Source organism: Vagococcus luciliae (assembly GCF_024637875.1).
GTDB lineage: Bacteria > Bacillota > Bacilli > Lactobacillales > Vagococcaceae > Vagococcus > Vagococcus luciliae.
On the sequence record NZ_CP102451.1, the window covers coordinates 1270692 to 1287292 of the forward strand.

A 16601-nucleotide genomic window follows, 5' to 3' on the forward strand; every position below is an offset into this window, starting at 1 on the left:
TAAATTATGGTATGATTTAAACGAATTTAGAGGTTTTAGAAAAATGGAGGGTTAGTTATATATGGCCAAAAGAGATTATTATGAGGTTTTAGGAGTATCTAAAACAGCAACAGATGATGAAATAAAAAAAGCCTATCGTAAACTATCCAAAAAGTATCATCCAGACATAAATAAAGAACCCGATGCAGAAGATAAGTTTAAAGAAGTATCTGAAGCGTTTGAAGTATTAAGTGATGCACAAAAACGTGCGGCTTATGACCAATATGGCCATGCAAGTACTGATCCAAACTTTGGTGCTGGTGGTTTTGGCGGTGGTGGTTTCCAAGATTTTGGTGGTAGTTTCGGAGGGTTTGAAGATATTTTTGAATCATTCTTTGGCGGTGGAGGACGTTCAAGTAATCCTAATGCGCCAAGACAAGGTTCTGATTTGCAGTACACATTAGATTTAACGTTTAATGAAGCAATTTTTGGGCTTGAAAAAAATATTCGTTATAATCGTGAAGACGAATGTGCGACATGTCATGGAACTGGGGCAAAACCAGGAACTCATCCAGAAAACTGTCCTAAATGTCATGGTTCAGGTGTTATTAATGTTGAAAGACAAACGCCACTTGGACGTATGATGAGCCAACAACCATGTGATGAGTGTCAAGGAACAGGTAAAATCATTAAAGAAAAATGTGAAACATGTCATGGTGCTGGACGTATGATTAAGTCCCATTCTGTTAAAGTAACTGTTCCAGCTGGCGTTGAAGATGGTCAACAAATGCGTTTATCTGGACAAGGGGAGGCTGGTTATAATGGCGGACCTTATGGTGATTTATATGTAGTCTTTAGTGTGGAAGAAAGCCCAATCTTTGAAAGAGATGGTTCTGAAATCTATTATGATCACCATATTACATTTGTTCAAGCAGCGCTAGGAGACGAGATTGAAGTGCCAACTGTTCATGGGCGAGTGAAGTTAAGAATACCAGCAGGAACCCAAACAGGTACAACCTTTAGACTTAAAGGAAAAGGTGCACCGAGATTACGTGGTAATGGAAATGGCGATCAACAAGTAACGGTTCATGTTGATACACCAACTAAAATGAATGAAGAACAAAAGAAACTTCTACGCCAATTTGCTGAATTAAATGGTGAAAAAGCAGTAGTTGAACAAGAAGAAGGCTTTTTTGATAAAATGAAAGATGCCTTTTCTTCAGGTCATAAGAAAAAGAAAAAATAAGTAAGACAAAAAAGTAAAACAGTTTATTTGTTTTACTTTTTTATTTTTACTTGAAATAAATTTAAAAACATGTAATATGTATTGTTAGATAGTAATGTTTACGATTTGAGTGAAAGTGAGGATATATTATGAAACGCATAACGAAAATTATTTTAGGTTTAGCATTAATAGGTGTGTTAGCTGCATGTGGAAAAGAAAGTAAAGAAGAACAAAAAGAGGCGGATACTTTACACATAGTAACATCTTTTTATCCTATGTATGACTTTGCTAAAAAAATTACTGGTGACGAGGCTGATGTTACAGTGCTAACTGAAGCGGGTGTGGAGCCGCATGATTATGAACCGAGTGCAAAAGATTTAGCTAAAATTCAAAATGCAGATGTCTTTATTTATAATTCAAATGAGATGGAAACATGGGTAAGAGATGTTTTAGCTTCTATTGATACTAAAAAAGTGAAAGTTATCGAAGCAAGTCAAGGAATTGATTTGATGGAAGCGACGGAAGAAGAACATGAGGGAGAGGACTCACATAATCATGAATTAGATCCACATGTATGGCTTGATCCAGTTTTAGCTAAAAAAGAAGTAGAAACCATTACGAAAGGTTTAGTTGAAGTGGATACACCTAACAAAGATGTTTATGAAAGACAATCTAAAGATTTTATTAAGGAATTAGATAAATTAAATGATGCTTATGTTGAAGCAACAAAAGACGCAACACAAAAAACATTTGTTACACAACACACAGCTTTTTCTTATTTAGCTAAACAGTATGGTTTGACACAAGTTGCCATTTCTGGTATTTCTCCTGATCAAGAACCAACACCAAAAGAATTAAAAAATATTGAAGATTTAGTCAAAAAGGATGATATTAAAGTAATTTATACTGAAAGTAGTGCTTCTTCAAAAGTTGCCGAAACCATTACTAGCGCAACAGGAGCGACGCTATCAGAGCTTAATCCATTAGAAAGTTTAACAAAAAAAGAAATGGATGGTGGAGAAGATTATTTATCTGTTATGTATACCAATTTAGACCATTTAAAATTAACCATAAAATAAACGTTGGAAACCTAGAATATTTCTAGGTTTTTGTTGTTTTTATAGACCTCTAAGCTGTAGAATAAGGCGGTAAGGGGGTAATATAAATGAAAAAAGGAAATAATAAGCTAAGGGGTATGATATTAGCTATTATGGGAGGAGTATTCTGGGGGATTTCTGGAGTGGTCGCTGAATATTTGATGAGAAATGAAAATATTTCGGCAAGTTGGTTAGTAGGGGTCAAAATGATGGTAGCCGGTTGTTTAATTTTGTTATATCAAATGATAAAGGGTAATAAAAATAGTTTATCACCATTTAAATATAAACATGAAATCATTCAATTAATTATTTTCAGCGTGTTGGGTGTATTAGGATTACAGTATTCTTTTTTTAAAGCCATCCAAGTAAGTAATGCAGCAACTGCTACTATTCTACAATATTTGTCACCAATATTATTGGTGGTTTATTTTATTTTTGAAAAAAGGGAGTTACCAAATAAATTAAGTATTGTGAGTATTCTCATTTCGTTAGTGGGAACCTTTTTATTGGTGACAAAAGGAAACATCAATGAATTAGCAATATCCAGTCAAGGTTTATTTTGGGGGTTATTATCAGCTTTTTTAGGAGCGTTTTATATCATTCAACCCAGAAAATTAATGGCTAAATACGGTACAACGTTAATTATCGGATGGGGAATGCTTATTGGGGGTATTGTATTTCAATTATATCAACCTATCTGGAGAAATATGCCAGAGTTTACTCCAAGGATAGTATTAGGTGTCTTAGTGATTACTATTATTGGTACGGTATTTTCTTATATATGTTTATTAACAAGTACAGAGTACATTCCACCACAATTTTCAAGTTTACTAACATCATTTGAACCATTAAGTTCTGCTGTACTTTCTGTTTTATTTTTAGGATTAGTTTTAACACCTATTGAAATAATAAGTATGTTGCTGATTGTTTTAGCTGTTTTTCTTTTGTCTAGATGTGATATCTCATAAGAAAAGTCATGTCTATTTATATTTTAGGTAAAATAAGCTATAATTATTTACAAGATATAAAAAAGATGAAAAGAATCATTTTTTGAAAAATGAATGGGAGGAAAGTCTATGTCTAAACAACAAATTGGTGTTGTCGGTATGGCAGTCATGGGTAAAAATTTAGCACTAAACATTGAGAGTAGAGGTTATACTGTTTCAGTTTTTAACCGGACATCATCAAAAACAGAGGAAGTTATCAAAGAACATCCTGATAAAAATTTAGTTGCAACTTATTCTATCGAAGAATTTGTTAATTCTCTTGAAACACCAAGACGAATTTTATTAATGGTAAAAGCCGGTAAAGCGACTGATTTAACAATTGAAAGTCTATTACCTTATTTAGATGAAGGTGATGTCTTAATTGACGGAGGTAATACTTACTTTAAAGATACCATCCGTCGTAATGAAGCACTGGCAACATCTGGTATCAATTTTATTGGTACTGGTGTATCTGGTGGTGAAGAAGGAGCGTTAAAAGGACCTTCTATGATGCCAGGTGGACAAAAAGAAGCGTATGAATTAGTAGCCCCAATCTTTGAACAAATTGCAGCAAAAGCAGAAGATGGTGAGCCATGTGTGACGTATATTGGGCCAAATGGCGCAGGTCACTATGTAAAAATGGTGCATAACGGTATTGAGTATGGTGATATGCAATTAATCGCTGAGTCATATGATATTTTAACTCGTGTATTAGGTTTATCTGTTGAGGAAGTAGCAGATATCTTTAAGGATTGGAATACAGGAGAGTTGGATAGCTACTTGATTGAAATAACATCAGATATTCTAACTCGTAAAGATGACTTAGGAACAGGGAAACCAATTGTTGACGTTATCTTAGATGCAGCTGGAAACAAAGGAACAGGTAAATGGACAAGTCAAAACGCGCTTGATTTAGGAACCCCATTACCACTTATTACAGAATCTGTATTTGCTCGTTATATTTCAGCTCTTAAATCAGAACGTGTTGCTGCAAGTAAGATTATTCCTGCGCCACCAGTGAAAGAGTTTACTGGAGATAAAAAAGAATTTATTGAAAAAATTCGCCAAGCTCTCTACTTCAGTAAAATTATGAGTTATGCTCAAGGATTTGCTCAAATGCGTATGGCTAGTGAAGAATATGGTTGGGATTTAAACTATGGTAATATAGCGAAAATCTTTAGAGCAGGATGCATTATCCGTGCCCAATTTTTACAAAAGATTACTGATGCTTATGAACGTAATCCAGAAATCAAAAATCTTATTTTAGATGATTATTTCTTAGATATCACAACAAAATATCAACAATCAGTTCGAGATGTTGTTTCTTTAGCTGTTGAAACAGGTGTACCTGTCCCTACATTCTCATCAGCTATTTCTTACTACGATTCTTATCGTACAAAAGATTTACCCGCAAATATTATTCAAGCACAAAGAGATTATTTTGGTGCTCATACATATGAACGTAAAGATCGTGATGGCGTGTTCCATTATGATTGGTATGGTGAAGAAAATAAATAAGCAAATTAAAAATCCAGTTACTAGAAGACTAGTAACTGGATTTTTTTAGTTATCGTTAAGAACCCATTCATTGATGGCGTAAGCGACACCATCTTCATCATTGGTTTTTGTTATTTTGTTTGCAATGCTTTTTACACTGTCTACAGCATTTCCCATCGCAACCCCAATACCTGCATATTCAATCATAGATAAGTCATTTTCATTGTCACCAATTGCCATGACTTCTTCTTGTTTAATGTTTAGATGCGCAGCCAGTTCTTTGACTGATTCTCCTTTAGTTGCTTTAGGATCTAGTATCTCTAAATAGTAAGGAGCACTTTTAACGATGGCAAAGCGTTCATGAAATTCTTGTGGAATTTTTTTAATTGCTGCATCAAGAATATCTTCATGATCAATCATCATTGCTTTTACAAGTTCGATATCTTTTGTCATGTCATTTACCGGTTTATATTGTAGTGGAATACCTGTGATTACTGCTTCGTTAATGGTATAAGGGCTAATATCAGGATTAGCTGTATACATTGTATCAGCATCTTGTACATGGAAATGAACGCCTAGTTTACGTGATAATAGTTCTAAATCTTGATAGTCATCTAATGACAGTGAATGTCGTAAAATAACTTCTTTTGTTCCAGCATTTTGAATCATGCCACCATTATATGTAATAATAAAACTGTGGTCATTTTCTAATTCAAGTTCTTTTACTAAATCAATGACTCCAATAGTTGGTCTTCCTGTTGTTAAAACAATATCAATCCCACTATCAGAAGCTTTTTTAATTGTTTCCTTCACTTTTGGTGTTAATTTTCTTTCTGAATTGACTAAAGTGCCATCAATATCAATCGTGACCATTTTAATTCCCAAATATTACACGTCCTTTTTAATTATTTCTCCATTTTTTATGGAGTTGTTAAAAGTGTTAATAGAGTCTTCAAATAAAGTATAATTGTCTAATGTAGAGGATGCAAGCATTTCATCAGGGAAATAAAAGCGTTGATCCCCCTTAGTTTCTCCTGCAATTGCTCTAACTAACTCACTAGCACTTGCAAGTTCAATTAGTTCTCCATCAGGGTATATAAGCTCGATTTGTGTTTTATTTTGTGATTTTTCTGGTTTGTAAAAATCATAAGGTAAATCAAAACTTGAATTAATTGCAGTATAATAGGTATGATTAAAACCAACTTTTTCAACTAAATCTTGCAAATCTGGTAACATGATAAAACTCTCATTTGAAAAGGCTGCTGATTTAAATGGAACACGATTTAAAAATCGTTTAGATAAATCATTTAAAATAGCATCATCTGAATGGCTCCATAAATGAAATGCTGTAGTTAATACACCATCATCTAACACAAGATAATCGTTTAAATCAAAATTATGTGCAAGGAAAGGAACTAAAAGAGGCGATGTTTTATTAAAATATGGTTTATTATCATGGTATAAATCTTGAGCTCGTTGTAATAAACGATCTAAAACCATTTCCATTCCTCGAGAGACGGGATGAAAATAAATTTGCATGTACATCTGATAGCGGCTAACAATGTAATCTTCAACAGCATGCATGCCACTTATTTTAAAAACAATCCCACTTTTATGAGGTCTGATGACACGTAAAATACGTGTTAAATCAAATGTACCATATTCTGTTCCAGTAAAATAGGCGTCTCGTAACAAATAATCCATTCTATCTGCATCGATTTGACTAGAAATCAGTTGAACGACTTGTTTATTTGGATAGGTTTTAGCAATCACACTCGCTACCTTTTCAGGGAATTCTTCTGACACTTGTCGTAAAATCTGATTAATTTCTGTTTTATTTGATGTGATGATGTCGACTGTAATTTGTTCATGATTTGTTTTAAAAATCGCTTCAAATGTATGTGAAAAAGGTCCGTGACCTAGATCATGTAATAATGCCGCACATAGTGTAACAAGTCGTTCTGAATCATCCCATCCATACTCCCCGTATTCTCTCGCATCATAATTTCGTTTAAAGTAGTTGCAAATTCTGCGAGTAATTTCGTAGACCCCTAAAGAGTGACCAAAACGAGAATGCTCTGCTGTGTGAAAGGTTAATGATGTTGTTCCAAGTTGCTTGATTCGTCTTAGGCGTTGGAATTCTTTGGCATTAATTAATTCTAAAATAATTGGGTGTTCAACTTTAATATCATGGTGTATAGGATCTCTAAATACTTTTTCAATCAATTAATCCACCTCCTTTAAAATAGTATTAATCCTCTCATTTCGCTGTTCCATTCTTTGATAGCCCTTGTCGTAACTTTCTTTAAATTCATCAGAAGTTAAAAAATGGTTAAATTTGACTTGAGCAGTATCATCAATTGTCCAGTTTTGACTAATAGCTTCAATAATGAGCGTTTGCATTTGTTCAACGTTCAGTTTTTGTTGTAGTAAGTCCGATAAATTTCGCATAGAGTTTGGATCAACTGGAGGGAAAGTCTCTTTTCCAAATTTGTCTTTTAAACCTGCTTGATAAAATTGTTGGACTAGGTTTCCTCTTTTTTCTTGGTTACCATTAACACTGATATAAATCATAATGCTTAAGCCTTTTTTTATTCGACGTTGGGCAATACCGGCAAATTTTTTTTCATTAATACTTAAATCGTATTCACCAGGACAGTAGGAATTTACTACCTCGAAAGAGTCTATAATAACATTGAATGAAGATAGAGCGTTTGAAATGATGGCTTTCATTGTTTCATATCCATGATTAATACTGGTTTGATTAGTAAATTCTTGTGGTAAAATCATTGAAAAGTTTAAAATCCCATCATCAGCTACTACAGCTAAACCGCCAGAATTTCGTACAACAGGATGATAGTGATGAAATCTAACCGAAGAGATGGCATCACTTAAGTCTGCGACACGAGTATCTTGCATTCCTAATATTAGTTGATTTGTCATCGTCCAAAAATGAATGATAGGCATTCCATGTTTACCTGAGTAATCAGCCAAAATATCTGTCACGATAAATGGATCATATTTATTTTCATTTGTTAGATGATGTTGTTCAAACAGAACAATTGATTGTTTTAACGACATATATACAACTCCTTTTTATACTTTCCTTATTATACCGATTCTTTTGTGAAACGGAAAGGATTTAAGAATAATCACAAAGGTTTGACAAAGCTTTTAAAAAAGACCAAAATATATAAAAAAGTAAAGAGGTGGAATGAGTGTCGCAAAGAGAAAAAACACCAATTAATATTTTGGTGAAAACTGAGGTTACACAAGAGCAAGAATTTAAAGAATTTTTAGTAGAAGTCAAAGGTAATATGGTAGTGATTAATGATGTCATCTATTTAAGATACGAAGAATTATTGGAAGGAATTGATAAACCTGTTCCTGTTACAATAAAAATTTTACCAGATGGAACGGTAACATTGATTCGCTCAGGTGATGTTAAAATGAAATTAAATTTTTCCTATGAGGAAAAGCGGGAAACAACGTATGCTACTCCTTATGGTATGATGAGTATTTCAACTATGACTAATCATTTACATATTAGTCTAAAAGATAATCCACAATCAGGTGATTTAACAATTGATTATGATTTATTTGCTGGGGAAGAAAAGTTAGGAACATACCATTTGATGATTAATTTTAGTGGAGAGAATAGATGAAATAAAAATTTTGAATTGCAAAGAAACACTAGTTATTGTATGATAAAGAGTAGACTGTGAAAGGACGTGTGTCAGTTGGAAATTAAAGCTTTTGAAGGCGTAAATAAAAATGAATTGTCGATGATTGAAGTTGCACATGCAATTTTAAATCAACGTGGAGACATTATTGATTTTAGTGATTTAGTAAATGAAATCCAAAACTACTTAGAAAAAGCAGATAGTGAAATTCGTGACATCTTGCCACAATTTTATACAGACTTAAATATTGACGGAAGTTTTATTTCTTTAGGAGATAATCGTTGGGGCTTACGTAGCTGGTATCCAATCGATTCAATTGACGAAGAAGTTTCTGGTGTGGATGACGATGAAGAAGAAACACCACGTCGTAAAAAACGTAAAAAAGTTAATGCGTTTATCGCAATGGATGACGATGCCATTGATTATAATGATGATGATCCAGAAGATTTGGACTTAGTCGATCATGATGAAGATGATGATGAGTTGTATGAAGATGAAGAAGATGAAACAAAAGAAATCAAAGAATACACAACTGATTTATCAGAAATCGGTGCTGACAATGACGTTGATGATGACGTGCCAGAAGGTGTAGAAGAAGATCTAACCATCGTTGAAGAAGATGATTTATACGACAATGATGATGAAGAAGACGAAGAATTATAATAAAAAGAGTGTCATTTGATGCTCTTTTTTGTTTATTATAGAATAGGAGAGATAGCAATGATTAGTGAGGTAGTAGATAAAATAATTTTTGTATTAAATGCTTTTTCAGTGATTATTCTCTTAGTGGGTGTGGCAAAAGCCATCGTTGATTTTACTAAAAATGAATTTGGAAGCGGCACAAGGGAAGAAATATCTTTCAGAAATAATAAAATTAAATTATATTTAGGATCTTATATATTACTAAGTTTGGAAGTGCTTATTGCGTCAGATATTATTGAAACTATTTTAAACCCATCAACACAAGATATTGTTATCTTAGGTGGAATTGTCGTGATCAGAACAGCTATCTCTTATTTTTTAGGAAAAGAAATTGAACAAACACATAATGAGGAAGAGTAGAGATACTCTTTCTTTTTTTATAAGCATAACGCTTGATTTTTAAAATGAAAGCAGATACAATCTTAACTATACCAAATGATAAAAAAATAAAAGGAGAATTGTTATGACAGCTGTTAACGATATATACAAAGAATATAATTTGTTTATTAATGGAGAGTGGACAAAAGGCGCTAAGGGAGAGATGTTAGATACTTTTTCGCCTGTAAATGGAGAAAAAATTGGCTCATTTGTTGATGCCGTTGATGCCGACGTTGATGCTGCCGTTGAAGCAGCACAAAATGCTCTGCCTGAATGGCGCGATTGGTCACTTGTTGATAGAAGTAATTTATTATTAAAAATTGCAGATGTCATTGATGAGAATATGGAGCATTTAGCTTACGTAGAGTCTATCGACAATGGAAAACCAATTCGTGAAACAAAAGCGATTGATGTACCACTTAGTGCCGATCATTTTAGATACTTTGCTGGTGTGATACGTAGTGAAGAAGGATCAGCACAATCACTAGATAAAGACACATTAACTTTAATATTAAGAGAACCAATCGGGGTGGTTGGACAAATTATTCCATGGAATTTTCCAATTCTTATGGCAGCGTGGAAATTAGCTCCAGCTCTAGCTGCTGGAAATACTATCGTCATTCATCCATCATCATCCACTTCTTTAAGCTTATTAGAATTAGTTAGGTTGATTGGTCCAATGTTACCAAAGGGTGTGTTAAATTTAATTACAGGTAAAGGATCTAAATCAGGCGATTATATGTTAAAACATGATGGATTTAATAAACTAGCCTTTACAGGATCAACAGAAGTTGGCTATAAAGTTGCTCGAGCTGCAGCAGATAAATTAATTCCTGCAACCCTTGAATTGGGTGGTAAATCAGCGAATATCTTCTTTGATGATATGCCATTTGAAAAAGCAGTTGAAGGAGCGCAACTTGGTATTTTGTTTAATCAAGGACAAGTATGTTGTGCAGGATCAAGAATTTTCGTTCAAGAAGGAATCTACGATAAATTCGTAGCAGAATTAAAAGAAAAATTTGAAGCCGTAGTCGTTGGGGATGCGTTGGATGAAAATGTCCAAATGGGTGCCCAAGTGAATGAAGGACAAGTAAATAAAATTTTAGAAGCGGTAGAAGTGGGACGTAAAGAAGGTGCAACAATTTTAACAGGTGGAAAACGTCTTGATGGTGACTTAGGAAAAGGATGTTATGTGGCACCAACACTTTTAACTGATGTAACAAATGATATGGAAGTTGCCCAAGAAGAAATTTTTGGTCCTGTGGCTGTTGTGATCAAGTTTAAAACAATTGATGAAGTAATTAAAATGGCAAACGATTCTGAATATGGTTTAGGTGGTGGTGTTTGGACTAAAAATATCAACACAGCTCTTAAAGTGAGTCGAGGAATTGAAACAGGACGTGTATGGGTAAATACATATAATCAAATTCCTGCTGGAGCACCATTTGGTGGATACAAAAAATCTGGTATTGGTCGAGAAACACATAAAGCAATTCTTGATGCGTATAGCCAATTTAAAAATATTTACATCGATACAAAGGAAACTGGGTTTAACCTTTATTAAAAAAGGACTTTAATAAAATTTTCTGAAAATAACGTCAAAGATTGTGATTTGACTAGCAAAAAAAACTAAAGAGTGTTAAAATAATGGTGTTAGTTAAGTATCACCTATATAAAATAGAGTGATAACATAATAGGAGGAATTTAATTATGGCATTAGTATCAGCAACAGAAATGTTAAAAAAAGCTAAAGAGGGCAAATATGCAGTTGGTGCATTCAACACAAACAATTTAGAATGGACTAAAGCTATCCTAAAAGGTGCACAAGAATCTAATTCTCCAGTAATGATTCAAACTTCTATGGGTGCTGCAAAATATATGGGTGGCTACCAAGTATGTTACGATTTAGTTAACGACTTAATTGACTCAATGGGAATTACAGTTCCAGTAGCATTACACTTAGACCATGGTGAATACGAAGATGCATTAAAATGTATCGAAATTGGTTACACATCTGTAATGTTTGATGGTTCTCACTTACCATTTGAAGAAAACTTAGAAAAAGCAAAAGATGTTGTTGCTAAAGCTCATGCTAAAGGTGTTTCTGTAGAGTGTGAAGTTGGATCAATTGGTGGAGAAGAAGATGGTGTTATCGGTTCTGGTGAATTAGCAGATCCAGCTGAATGTAAAGCAATGTCTGAAACAGGAATTGATTTCTTAGCTGCAGGTATTGGTAATATTCATGGTTCTTACCCTGAAAACTGGGCTGGTTTAAGCTTTGATCGTTTAGCTGAAATTGCTGCAGTAATCGACGGTAAACCAATGGTATTACATGGTGGTTCTGGTATTCCATTAGATCAAATCCAAAAAGCAATCTCTTTAGGCGTATCAAAAATTAACGTTAATACTGAATGTCAAGAAGTATTTGCAGCTGCAACACGTAAATACATTGAAGAAGGCAAAGACTTAGAAGGTAAAGGATTTGACCCTCGTAAATTATTAGCTCCAGGTACTACTGCAGTAACTGAGTTAGTTAAAGAACGTATCCAATGGTTTGGATCAAACGGTAAAGCATAATTTTAAAGCTTTAATGAAAAAAGAGTGTCTGACTTTGTCAGTCGCTCTTTTTTTACGTATAAATTTACCAAGTGCTTTTTTTCATTTATATTGTGTGATAGAATACAACTATATTATGCATAACGAAACTTATTTGGCTGCTTATTTTAAGCGGCTTTTTTAAAGACTAAAGTGAGGTCATTAAGACAAAATGAAAAAATTAATTATAAATGGTGGAAAAAAATTAAAAGGCACGGTCACAATTAGTGGTGCTAAAAATAGTGCTGTTGCTTTAATCCCTGCAGCTATTTTAGCTGACACTCCTGTTATTTTAGAAGGAGTACCTGATATTAAGGATGTGCACTCTTTAAAAGAAATTTTAGAAATTATGGGTGTGAAAGTAACTTTTGATAATCATACCATGACAATTGATCCAACCAATATGGTATCCATACCAATGCCAAGTGGAAAAATTAATAGCTTACGTGCCTCATATTATTTTATGGGAGCTTTACTAGGTAAATTTGGTGAAGGTGTTGTTGGTCTTCCAGGTGGCTGTTATTTAGGACCAAGGCCTATCGATTTACATATCAAAGGGTTTGAATCACTTGGAGCTGAAGTAACAACTGAACATGGAGCAACTTACTTAAAATCACCAAATGGATTAGAAGGAACTCGCATATACATGGATATGGTCTCTATTGGAGCAACGATTAATGTCATGTTAGCTGCGGTAAAAGCAAAAGGTCGAACAGTTATTGAAAATGCCGCAAGAGAGCCTGAAATTATTGATGTGGCAACATTATTAAATAACATGGGAGCTAAAATTCGTGGCGCTGGTACGAATGAACTTCGGATTGATGGTGTGACAGAATTAAAAGGATGTCGTCATTCAATTATTCCAGATCGTATCGAAGCAGGGACTTATTTATCAATGGCAGCTGCTCATGGTGATGGTGTTGTAGTCCAAAATGTTATTTATGAGCATTTAGAAAGTTTTATCTCAAAATTAGAAGAAATGGGTGTGCCAATGACTGTTCGTGAAGATAGTATTGAAGTACATCCAGCTAAAAACCTAAAACCAATCAACGTTACAACGGTTCCTTATCCAGGATTTGCTACAGATTTGCAACAGCCTATTACCCCCCTATTATTAAAAGCCAATGGAAAAAGTATTGTGACAGATACTATTTATGAACAGCGAGTCAATCATATTCCAGAATTAGTCCGCATGGGAGCAAACGCAAGTATTGAAGGAAAAATGATCGTATTAAATGGTCAAGATGATTTAGAGCTTGTAGGAGCAGACGTTACGGCGAGTGATTTACGTGCAGGTGCTTGTTTGGTAACTGCTGGTATCATGGCAAGCGGAACAACTCGTATTTCTAATGTGGATAATATTTTACGTGGGTATGATAATATCATTGATAAATTAACAAATCTAGGTGCTGATATCCATATGGAAGAAGGCACGGATAAAGAGGGATAATATGCGTGATTATTTAACAATGGGTGAATTAGAACATAAAACCCTAAAAGAAATTTATGCTTATGCAAAAGATTTTAAGATACCTTATTATAGTCAAATGAATAAAAAAGAATTATCATTGGCTGTCATTCGTGCGCAAGCAGAAAAACAAGGCTTTTTTATGGTAGAAGGTGTATTAGATATTGTATCAAATGATGGATATGGCTTTTTACGACCTATTAACTATACACCAAGTAAAGAAGATATCTATATTTCCTCATCACAAATTAGACGATTTGGATTACGAAACGGGGATAAAGTATCAGGAAAAGCAAGACCACCAAAAGAGAGCGAGCGTTATTATGGATTAATGCACGTTGAAACAGTTAATGGAAGAAATCCAGAAGATGCAAAACAACGCCCACACTTTCCTGCATTAACAGCTCTTTATCCGGATAGTCAAATTGTTTTAGAAACCACTAAAACAGATCTTTCTACACGAATGATAGACTTATTCGCACCGGTTGGTTTTGGCCAGAGAGGTCTAATTGTGGCACCACCAAAAGCTGGGAAAACAAGTGTCATTAAGGAAATTGCGAATGGCATTTCTAAAAATTATCCGGATGTTGAATTGATTGTGTTATTAATAGACGAACGACCTGAAGAAGTAACGGACATTGAAAGAAGTGTTGATGGAGAAGTGGTTTCTTCTACTTTTGATCAAATGCCTGAAAATCATACACGTGTCGTTGAGTTAGTCCTTGACAGAGCATTAAGGTTAGTTGAGGATAAACGTGATGTGGTGATTTTAATGGATAGTATTACGCGTTTGGCAAGAGCATACAACTTAGTTATACCACCAAGTGGACGCACACTCAGTGGGGGGATTGATCCTGCAGCATTTTATAAACCAAAACGTTTCTTTGGAGCTGCACGAAATATTGAAGAAGGCGGCAGCTTAACTATTCTAGCGACCGCTTTAGTTGATACAGGAAGTCGAATGGATGATGTTATCTATGAAGAATTCAAAGGAACAGGTAATATGGAGCTTCATCTATCTAGAGAGTTATCTGAAAGACGAGTATTTCCAGCGATTGATATCAAGCGATCTGGTACAAGACGTGAAGAATTGTTAATGTCACCTGAACATTTGGAAGAGATATGGAAATTACGCCGTCATATGAAAGGTGATTCAATTAACGCAACCAACCAGCTATTAAACTTTTTAAAGAAAACAAAGAATAATACGACATTTTTTGAGTCGTTTAAAGACGTTTCTTTTTTAAAAAAATAAATTGCTAAAATAGTTTGAACATGTTACTATAGTATCGTTATAATAATAACTCTGTTTCAGCAAATGAATCAGGGCAAAGGAGAGAGAAATATGAAACAAGGAATTCATCCAGAATATCATCCAGTAGTATTTATGGACTCACAAACAGGGTTCAAATTCTTATCTGGATCAACTAAAACATCTGAAGAAACTGTTGAATGGGAAGATGGTAACACATACCCAGTCATCCGTGTGGAAATCACATCAGATTCACATCCATTCTATACAGGACGTCAAAAATTTACACAAGCAGACGGCCGTGTGGATCGTTTCAACAAAAAATATGGTCTCAAAGACGAAAACGCTGCAGAATAGTCTTCAGTGTCGAAAAGATTTCTGGTATTTTATCAGGAGTCTTTTTTTTATTGAAAGGATTGGTGAAATGAATTATTCAACAGATAATCAACAATTTAGAATAGTAATATGGATTGAACATAACGATCATTGTTTGGTTACCACCAATAAAGATGGTGACAAACATCTTCTTGAAGTACAACCTGAATTTGCAGAAACAACACTTGAAGCAATTGAAAGATATGGTAAAGATATATTAGATTTATCATTTGAAACAATTGAATATGTCGATATTGTTGAGCAAACGACTCATCAACATTTTGAACAAACCGAAACATTATTTTTATATCGTGCTGTGATAAGTGAACAGGAAGTATTACCTAAATTGACCCAAAGTCAAATTATATTTTGGTTGCCTATTGAAAAAGTAAGACAAAACGTTTCTATTAATTTTTTATCAAAATTTACTAAAGTAAAAAAATGATAGTATGTCATTTGTTTTTTTGTGGTAAAATATGGGTTAAATGTAAGGAGAGATGGATATGACAGAGTTACAACAATTGATTATAAGAAATTTACAAGTTAAGCCACATATAAATGCTAAGGAAGAAATTGCCATACGTGTAGCATTTTTAAAAGACTATATGAAAAAACACCCTTTTTTACATACTTATGTATTAGGGATTAGTGGTGGACAAGACTCCACTCTTGCTGGGAAATTAGCACAATTAGCTATGACTGAATTAAGGGATGAAACAGGAAATAGTGCTTATCAATTTATTGCGGTACGATTACCATATGGTATTCAAAATGATGAGGAAGATGCTAAAAAAGCACTAGAATTTATTCAACCTGATAAATCAGTTGTCGTAAATGTGAAACCAAGCGTGGATGCATTAGTGAATGAGTTGAAAGAGCACTCACAAATCAACATTAATGATTTTAATAAAGGAAATATTAAAGCTCGTCAACGTATGGTGGCTCAATATGCCATTGCTTCTCAAGAAAATGGTGCAGTAATTGGAACGGATCATGCAGCAGAAAATTTGACAGGTTTCTTTACCAAATTTGGTGATGGAGCAGCAGACATTTTACCATTATTTGGTTTAAATAAACGTCAAGGTAGAACATTATTAAAAGAATTAAATGCCGATAAGTCCTTATATGAAAAAATTCCAACGGCTGATTTAGAAGAAAATAAACCGATGATTTCTGATGAGGACGCGCTAGGGGTAACTTATGAAGCAATAGATAACTATTTAGAGGGTAAACAAGTAAGCGATGAAGATAGAAAAACGATTGAAACATGGTATAAAAAAGCGGAGCACAAACGTCATTTACCGATTACATTAGGAGACACATTTTGGAAAGAGTAAAACGACATCAAAAAAAACACTGGGCTA

Annotated in this window: 17 protein-coding genes; 14 read left to right on the plus strand and 3 right to left on the minus strand. The window is 34.0% G+C overall.

The features are described from left to right. Positions 1-61 precede the first annotated feature (61 nt). From dnaJ to gndA, 4 genes are all read left to right on the plus strand, one after another. Positions 62-1225: a molecular chaperone DnaJ gene (gene dnaJ / locus G314FT_RS06205; protein ID WP_257699523.1), complete on the plus strand. Its 1164-nt coding sequence runs from the start codon at positions 62-64 to the stop codon at positions 1223-1225. Between the two features lie 125 nt (positions 1226-1350). Then, positions 1351-2283 carry a metal ABC transporter substrate-binding protein gene (locus tag G314FT_RS06210; protein WP_423837529.1) on the plus strand — a complete coding sequence of 311 codons (933 nt, stop codon included), beginning with the start codon at positions 1351-1353 and terminating at the stop codon, positions 2281-2283. An 86-nt stretch (positions 2284-2369) separates the two neighbouring features. Beyond that, complete coding sequence (locus G314FT_RS06215) at positions 2370-3269, plus strand: DMT family transporter (RefSeq protein WP_257699525.1); 900 nt, start codon at positions 2370-2372, stop codon at positions 3267-3269. Between the two features lie 108 nt (positions 3270-3377). After that, positions 3378-4805, plus strand: a complete 1428-nt coding sequence (gndA, locus tag G314FT_RS06220; RefSeq protein WP_257699526.1) for an NADP-dependent phosphogluconate dehydrogenase — start codon at positions 3378-3380, stop codon at positions 4803-4805. 45 nt (positions 4806-4850) lie between these two features. Here gndA and yidA read toward each other — a convergent pair whose 3' ends face one another. From yidA to G314FT_RS06235, 3 genes are read right to left on the minus strand one after another with little or no spacing between them, the layout of a single operon-like run. Then, positions 4851-5669 (minus strand): sugar-phosphatase, encoded by an 819-nt coding sequence (yidA, locus tag G314FT_RS06225; RefSeq protein WP_257699528.1) that lies wholly within the window; start codon positions 5667-5669, stop codon positions 4851-4853. Between the two features lie 3 nt (positions 5670-5672). Further along, entirely contained in the window at positions 5673-7010 is a 1338-nt protein-coding gene (locus tag G314FT_RS06230; RefSeq protein ID WP_257699529.1) for an HD domain-containing protein, read from the minus strand. After that, positions 7011-7865: a lipoate--protein ligase family protein gene (locus tag G314FT_RS06235; RefSeq protein ID WP_257699530.1), complete on the minus strand. Its 855-nt coding sequence runs from the start codon at positions 7863-7865 to the stop codon at positions 7011-7013. It abuts the gene before it with no gap. A gap of 137 nt (positions 7866-8002) precedes the next feature. On the opposite strand from G314FT_RS06235, the gene G314FT_RS06240 reads away from it, so the two are divergent. The 10 genes from G314FT_RS06240 to nadE all read left to right on the plus strand — a co-directional run bounded on the left by G314FT_RS06240 (position 8003) and on the right by nadE (position 16574). Next, positions 8003-8449: a YwiB family protein gene (locus G314FT_RS06240; protein ID WP_257699532.1), complete on the plus strand. Its 447-nt coding sequence runs from the start codon at positions 8003-8005 to the stop codon at positions 8447-8449. Between the two features lie 75 nt (positions 8450-8524). Next, positions 8525-9130 (plus strand): DNA-directed RNA polymerase subunit delta, encoded by a 606-nt coding sequence (rpoE, locus tag G314FT_RS06245; protein ID WP_257699533.1) that lies wholly within the window; start codon positions 8525-8527, stop codon positions 9128-9130. Positions 9131-9187: 57 nt separating this feature from the next. Continuing rightward, on the plus strand, positions 9188-9529 hold the full coding sequence (locus tag G314FT_RS06250) for a DUF1622 domain-containing protein (protein ID WP_257699534.1): 342 nt from the start codon (positions 9188-9190) through the stop codon (positions 9527-9529). Between the two features lie 103 nt (positions 9530-9632). Continuing rightward, entirely contained in the window at positions 9633-11111 is a 1479-nt protein-coding gene (locus G314FT_RS06255) for an aldehyde dehydrogenase family protein (RefSeq protein ID WP_257699535.1), read from the plus strand. 146 nt (positions 11112-11257) lie between these two features. Continuing rightward, positions 11258-12124 (plus strand): class II fructose-bisphosphate aldolase, encoded by an 867-nt coding sequence (locus G314FT_RS06260; RefSeq protein ID WP_257699536.1) that lies wholly within the window; start codon positions 11258-11260, stop codon positions 12122-12124. 190 nt (positions 12125-12314) lie between these two features. Further along, a complete protein-coding gene (locus G314FT_RS06265; protein WP_257699538.1) occupies positions 12315-13592 on the plus strand; it encodes a UDP-N-acetylglucosamine 1-carboxyvinyltransferase in 1278 nt (425 codons plus the stop codon). Between the two features lies 1 nt (position 13593). Continuing rightward, a complete protein-coding gene (rho, locus tag G314FT_RS06270) occupies positions 13594-14865 on the plus strand; it encodes a transcription termination factor Rho (protein ID WP_257699540.1) in 1272 nt (423 codons plus the stop codon). 90 nt (positions 14866-14955) lie between these two features. Further along, positions 14956-15219 carry a type B 50S ribosomal protein L31 gene (locus G314FT_RS06275; protein ID WP_125956599.1) on the plus strand — a complete coding sequence of 88 codons (264 nt, stop codon included), beginning with the start codon at positions 14956-14958 and terminating at the stop codon, positions 15217-15219. A 67-nt stretch (positions 15220-15286) separates the two neighbouring features. Continuing rightward, the gene (locus G314FT_RS06280) at positions 15287-15682 is read left to right on the plus strand and encodes an NUDIX hydrolase (protein WP_257699544.1); all 396 of its coding nucleotides are present in this window, start codon (positions 15287-15289) and stop codon (positions 15680-15682) included. Between the two features lie 58 nt (positions 15683-15740). Beyond that, positions 15741-16574 carry an ammonia-dependent NAD(+) synthetase gene (nadE, locus tag G314FT_RS06285; RefSeq protein WP_257699545.1) on the plus strand — a complete coding sequence of 278 codons (834 nt, stop codon included), beginning with the start codon at positions 15741-15743 and terminating at the stop codon, positions 16572-16574. Positions 16575-16601 lie beyond the last annotated feature (27 nt).

What these genes read in the sequence shown, in the direction of transcription:
- dnaJ (WP_257699523.1), top strand. Translation starts at nt 62, where the DNA reads ATGGCCAAAAGAGATTATTATGAGGTTTTAGGAGTATCTAAAACAGCA.
- G314FT_RS06265 (WP_257699538.1), top strand. Translation starts at nt 12,315, where the DNA reads ATGAAAAAATTAATTATAAATGGTGGAAAAAAATTAAAAGGCACGGTC.
- gndA (WP_257699526.1), top strand. Translation starts at nt 3,378, where the DNA reads ATGTCTAAACAACAAATTGGTGTTGTCGGTATGGCAGTCATGGGTAAA.
- G314FT_RS06215 (WP_257699525.1), top strand. Translation starts at nt 2,370, where the DNA reads ATGAAAAAAGGAAATAATAAGCTAAGGGGTATGATATTAGCTATTATG.
- G314FT_RS06260 (WP_257699536.1), top strand. Translation starts at nt 11,258, where the DNA reads ATGGCATTAGTATCAGCAACAGAAATGTTAAAAAAAGCTAAAGAGGGC.
- G314FT_RS06280 (WP_257699544.1), top strand. Translation starts at nt 15,287, where the DNA reads ATGAATTATTCAACAGATAATCAACAATTTAGAATAGTAATATGGATT.
- G314FT_RS06275 (WP_125956599.1), top strand. Translation starts at nt 14,956, where the DNA reads ATGAAACAAGGAATTCATCCAGAATATCATCCAGTAGTATTTATGGAC.
- G314FT_RS06235 (WP_257699530.1), bottom strand. Translation starts at nt 7,865, where the DNA reads ATGTCGTTAAAACAATCAATTGTTCTGTTTGAACAACATCATCTAACA.
- G314FT_RS06255 (WP_257699535.1), top strand. Translation starts at nt 9,633, where the DNA reads ATGACAGCTGTTAACGATATATACAAAGAATATAATTTGTTTATTAAT.
- rho (WP_257699540.1), top strand. Translation starts at nt 13,594, where the DNA reads ATGCGTGATTATTTAACAATGGGTGAATTAGAACATAAAACCCTAAAA.
- nadE (WP_257699545.1), top strand. Translation starts at nt 15,741, where the DNA reads ATGACAGAGTTACAACAATTGATTATAAGAAATTTACAAGTTAAGCCA.
- G314FT_RS06250 (WP_257699534.1), top strand. Translation starts at nt 9,188, where the DNA reads ATGATTAGTGAGGTAGTAGATAAAATAATTTTTGTATTAAATGCTTTT.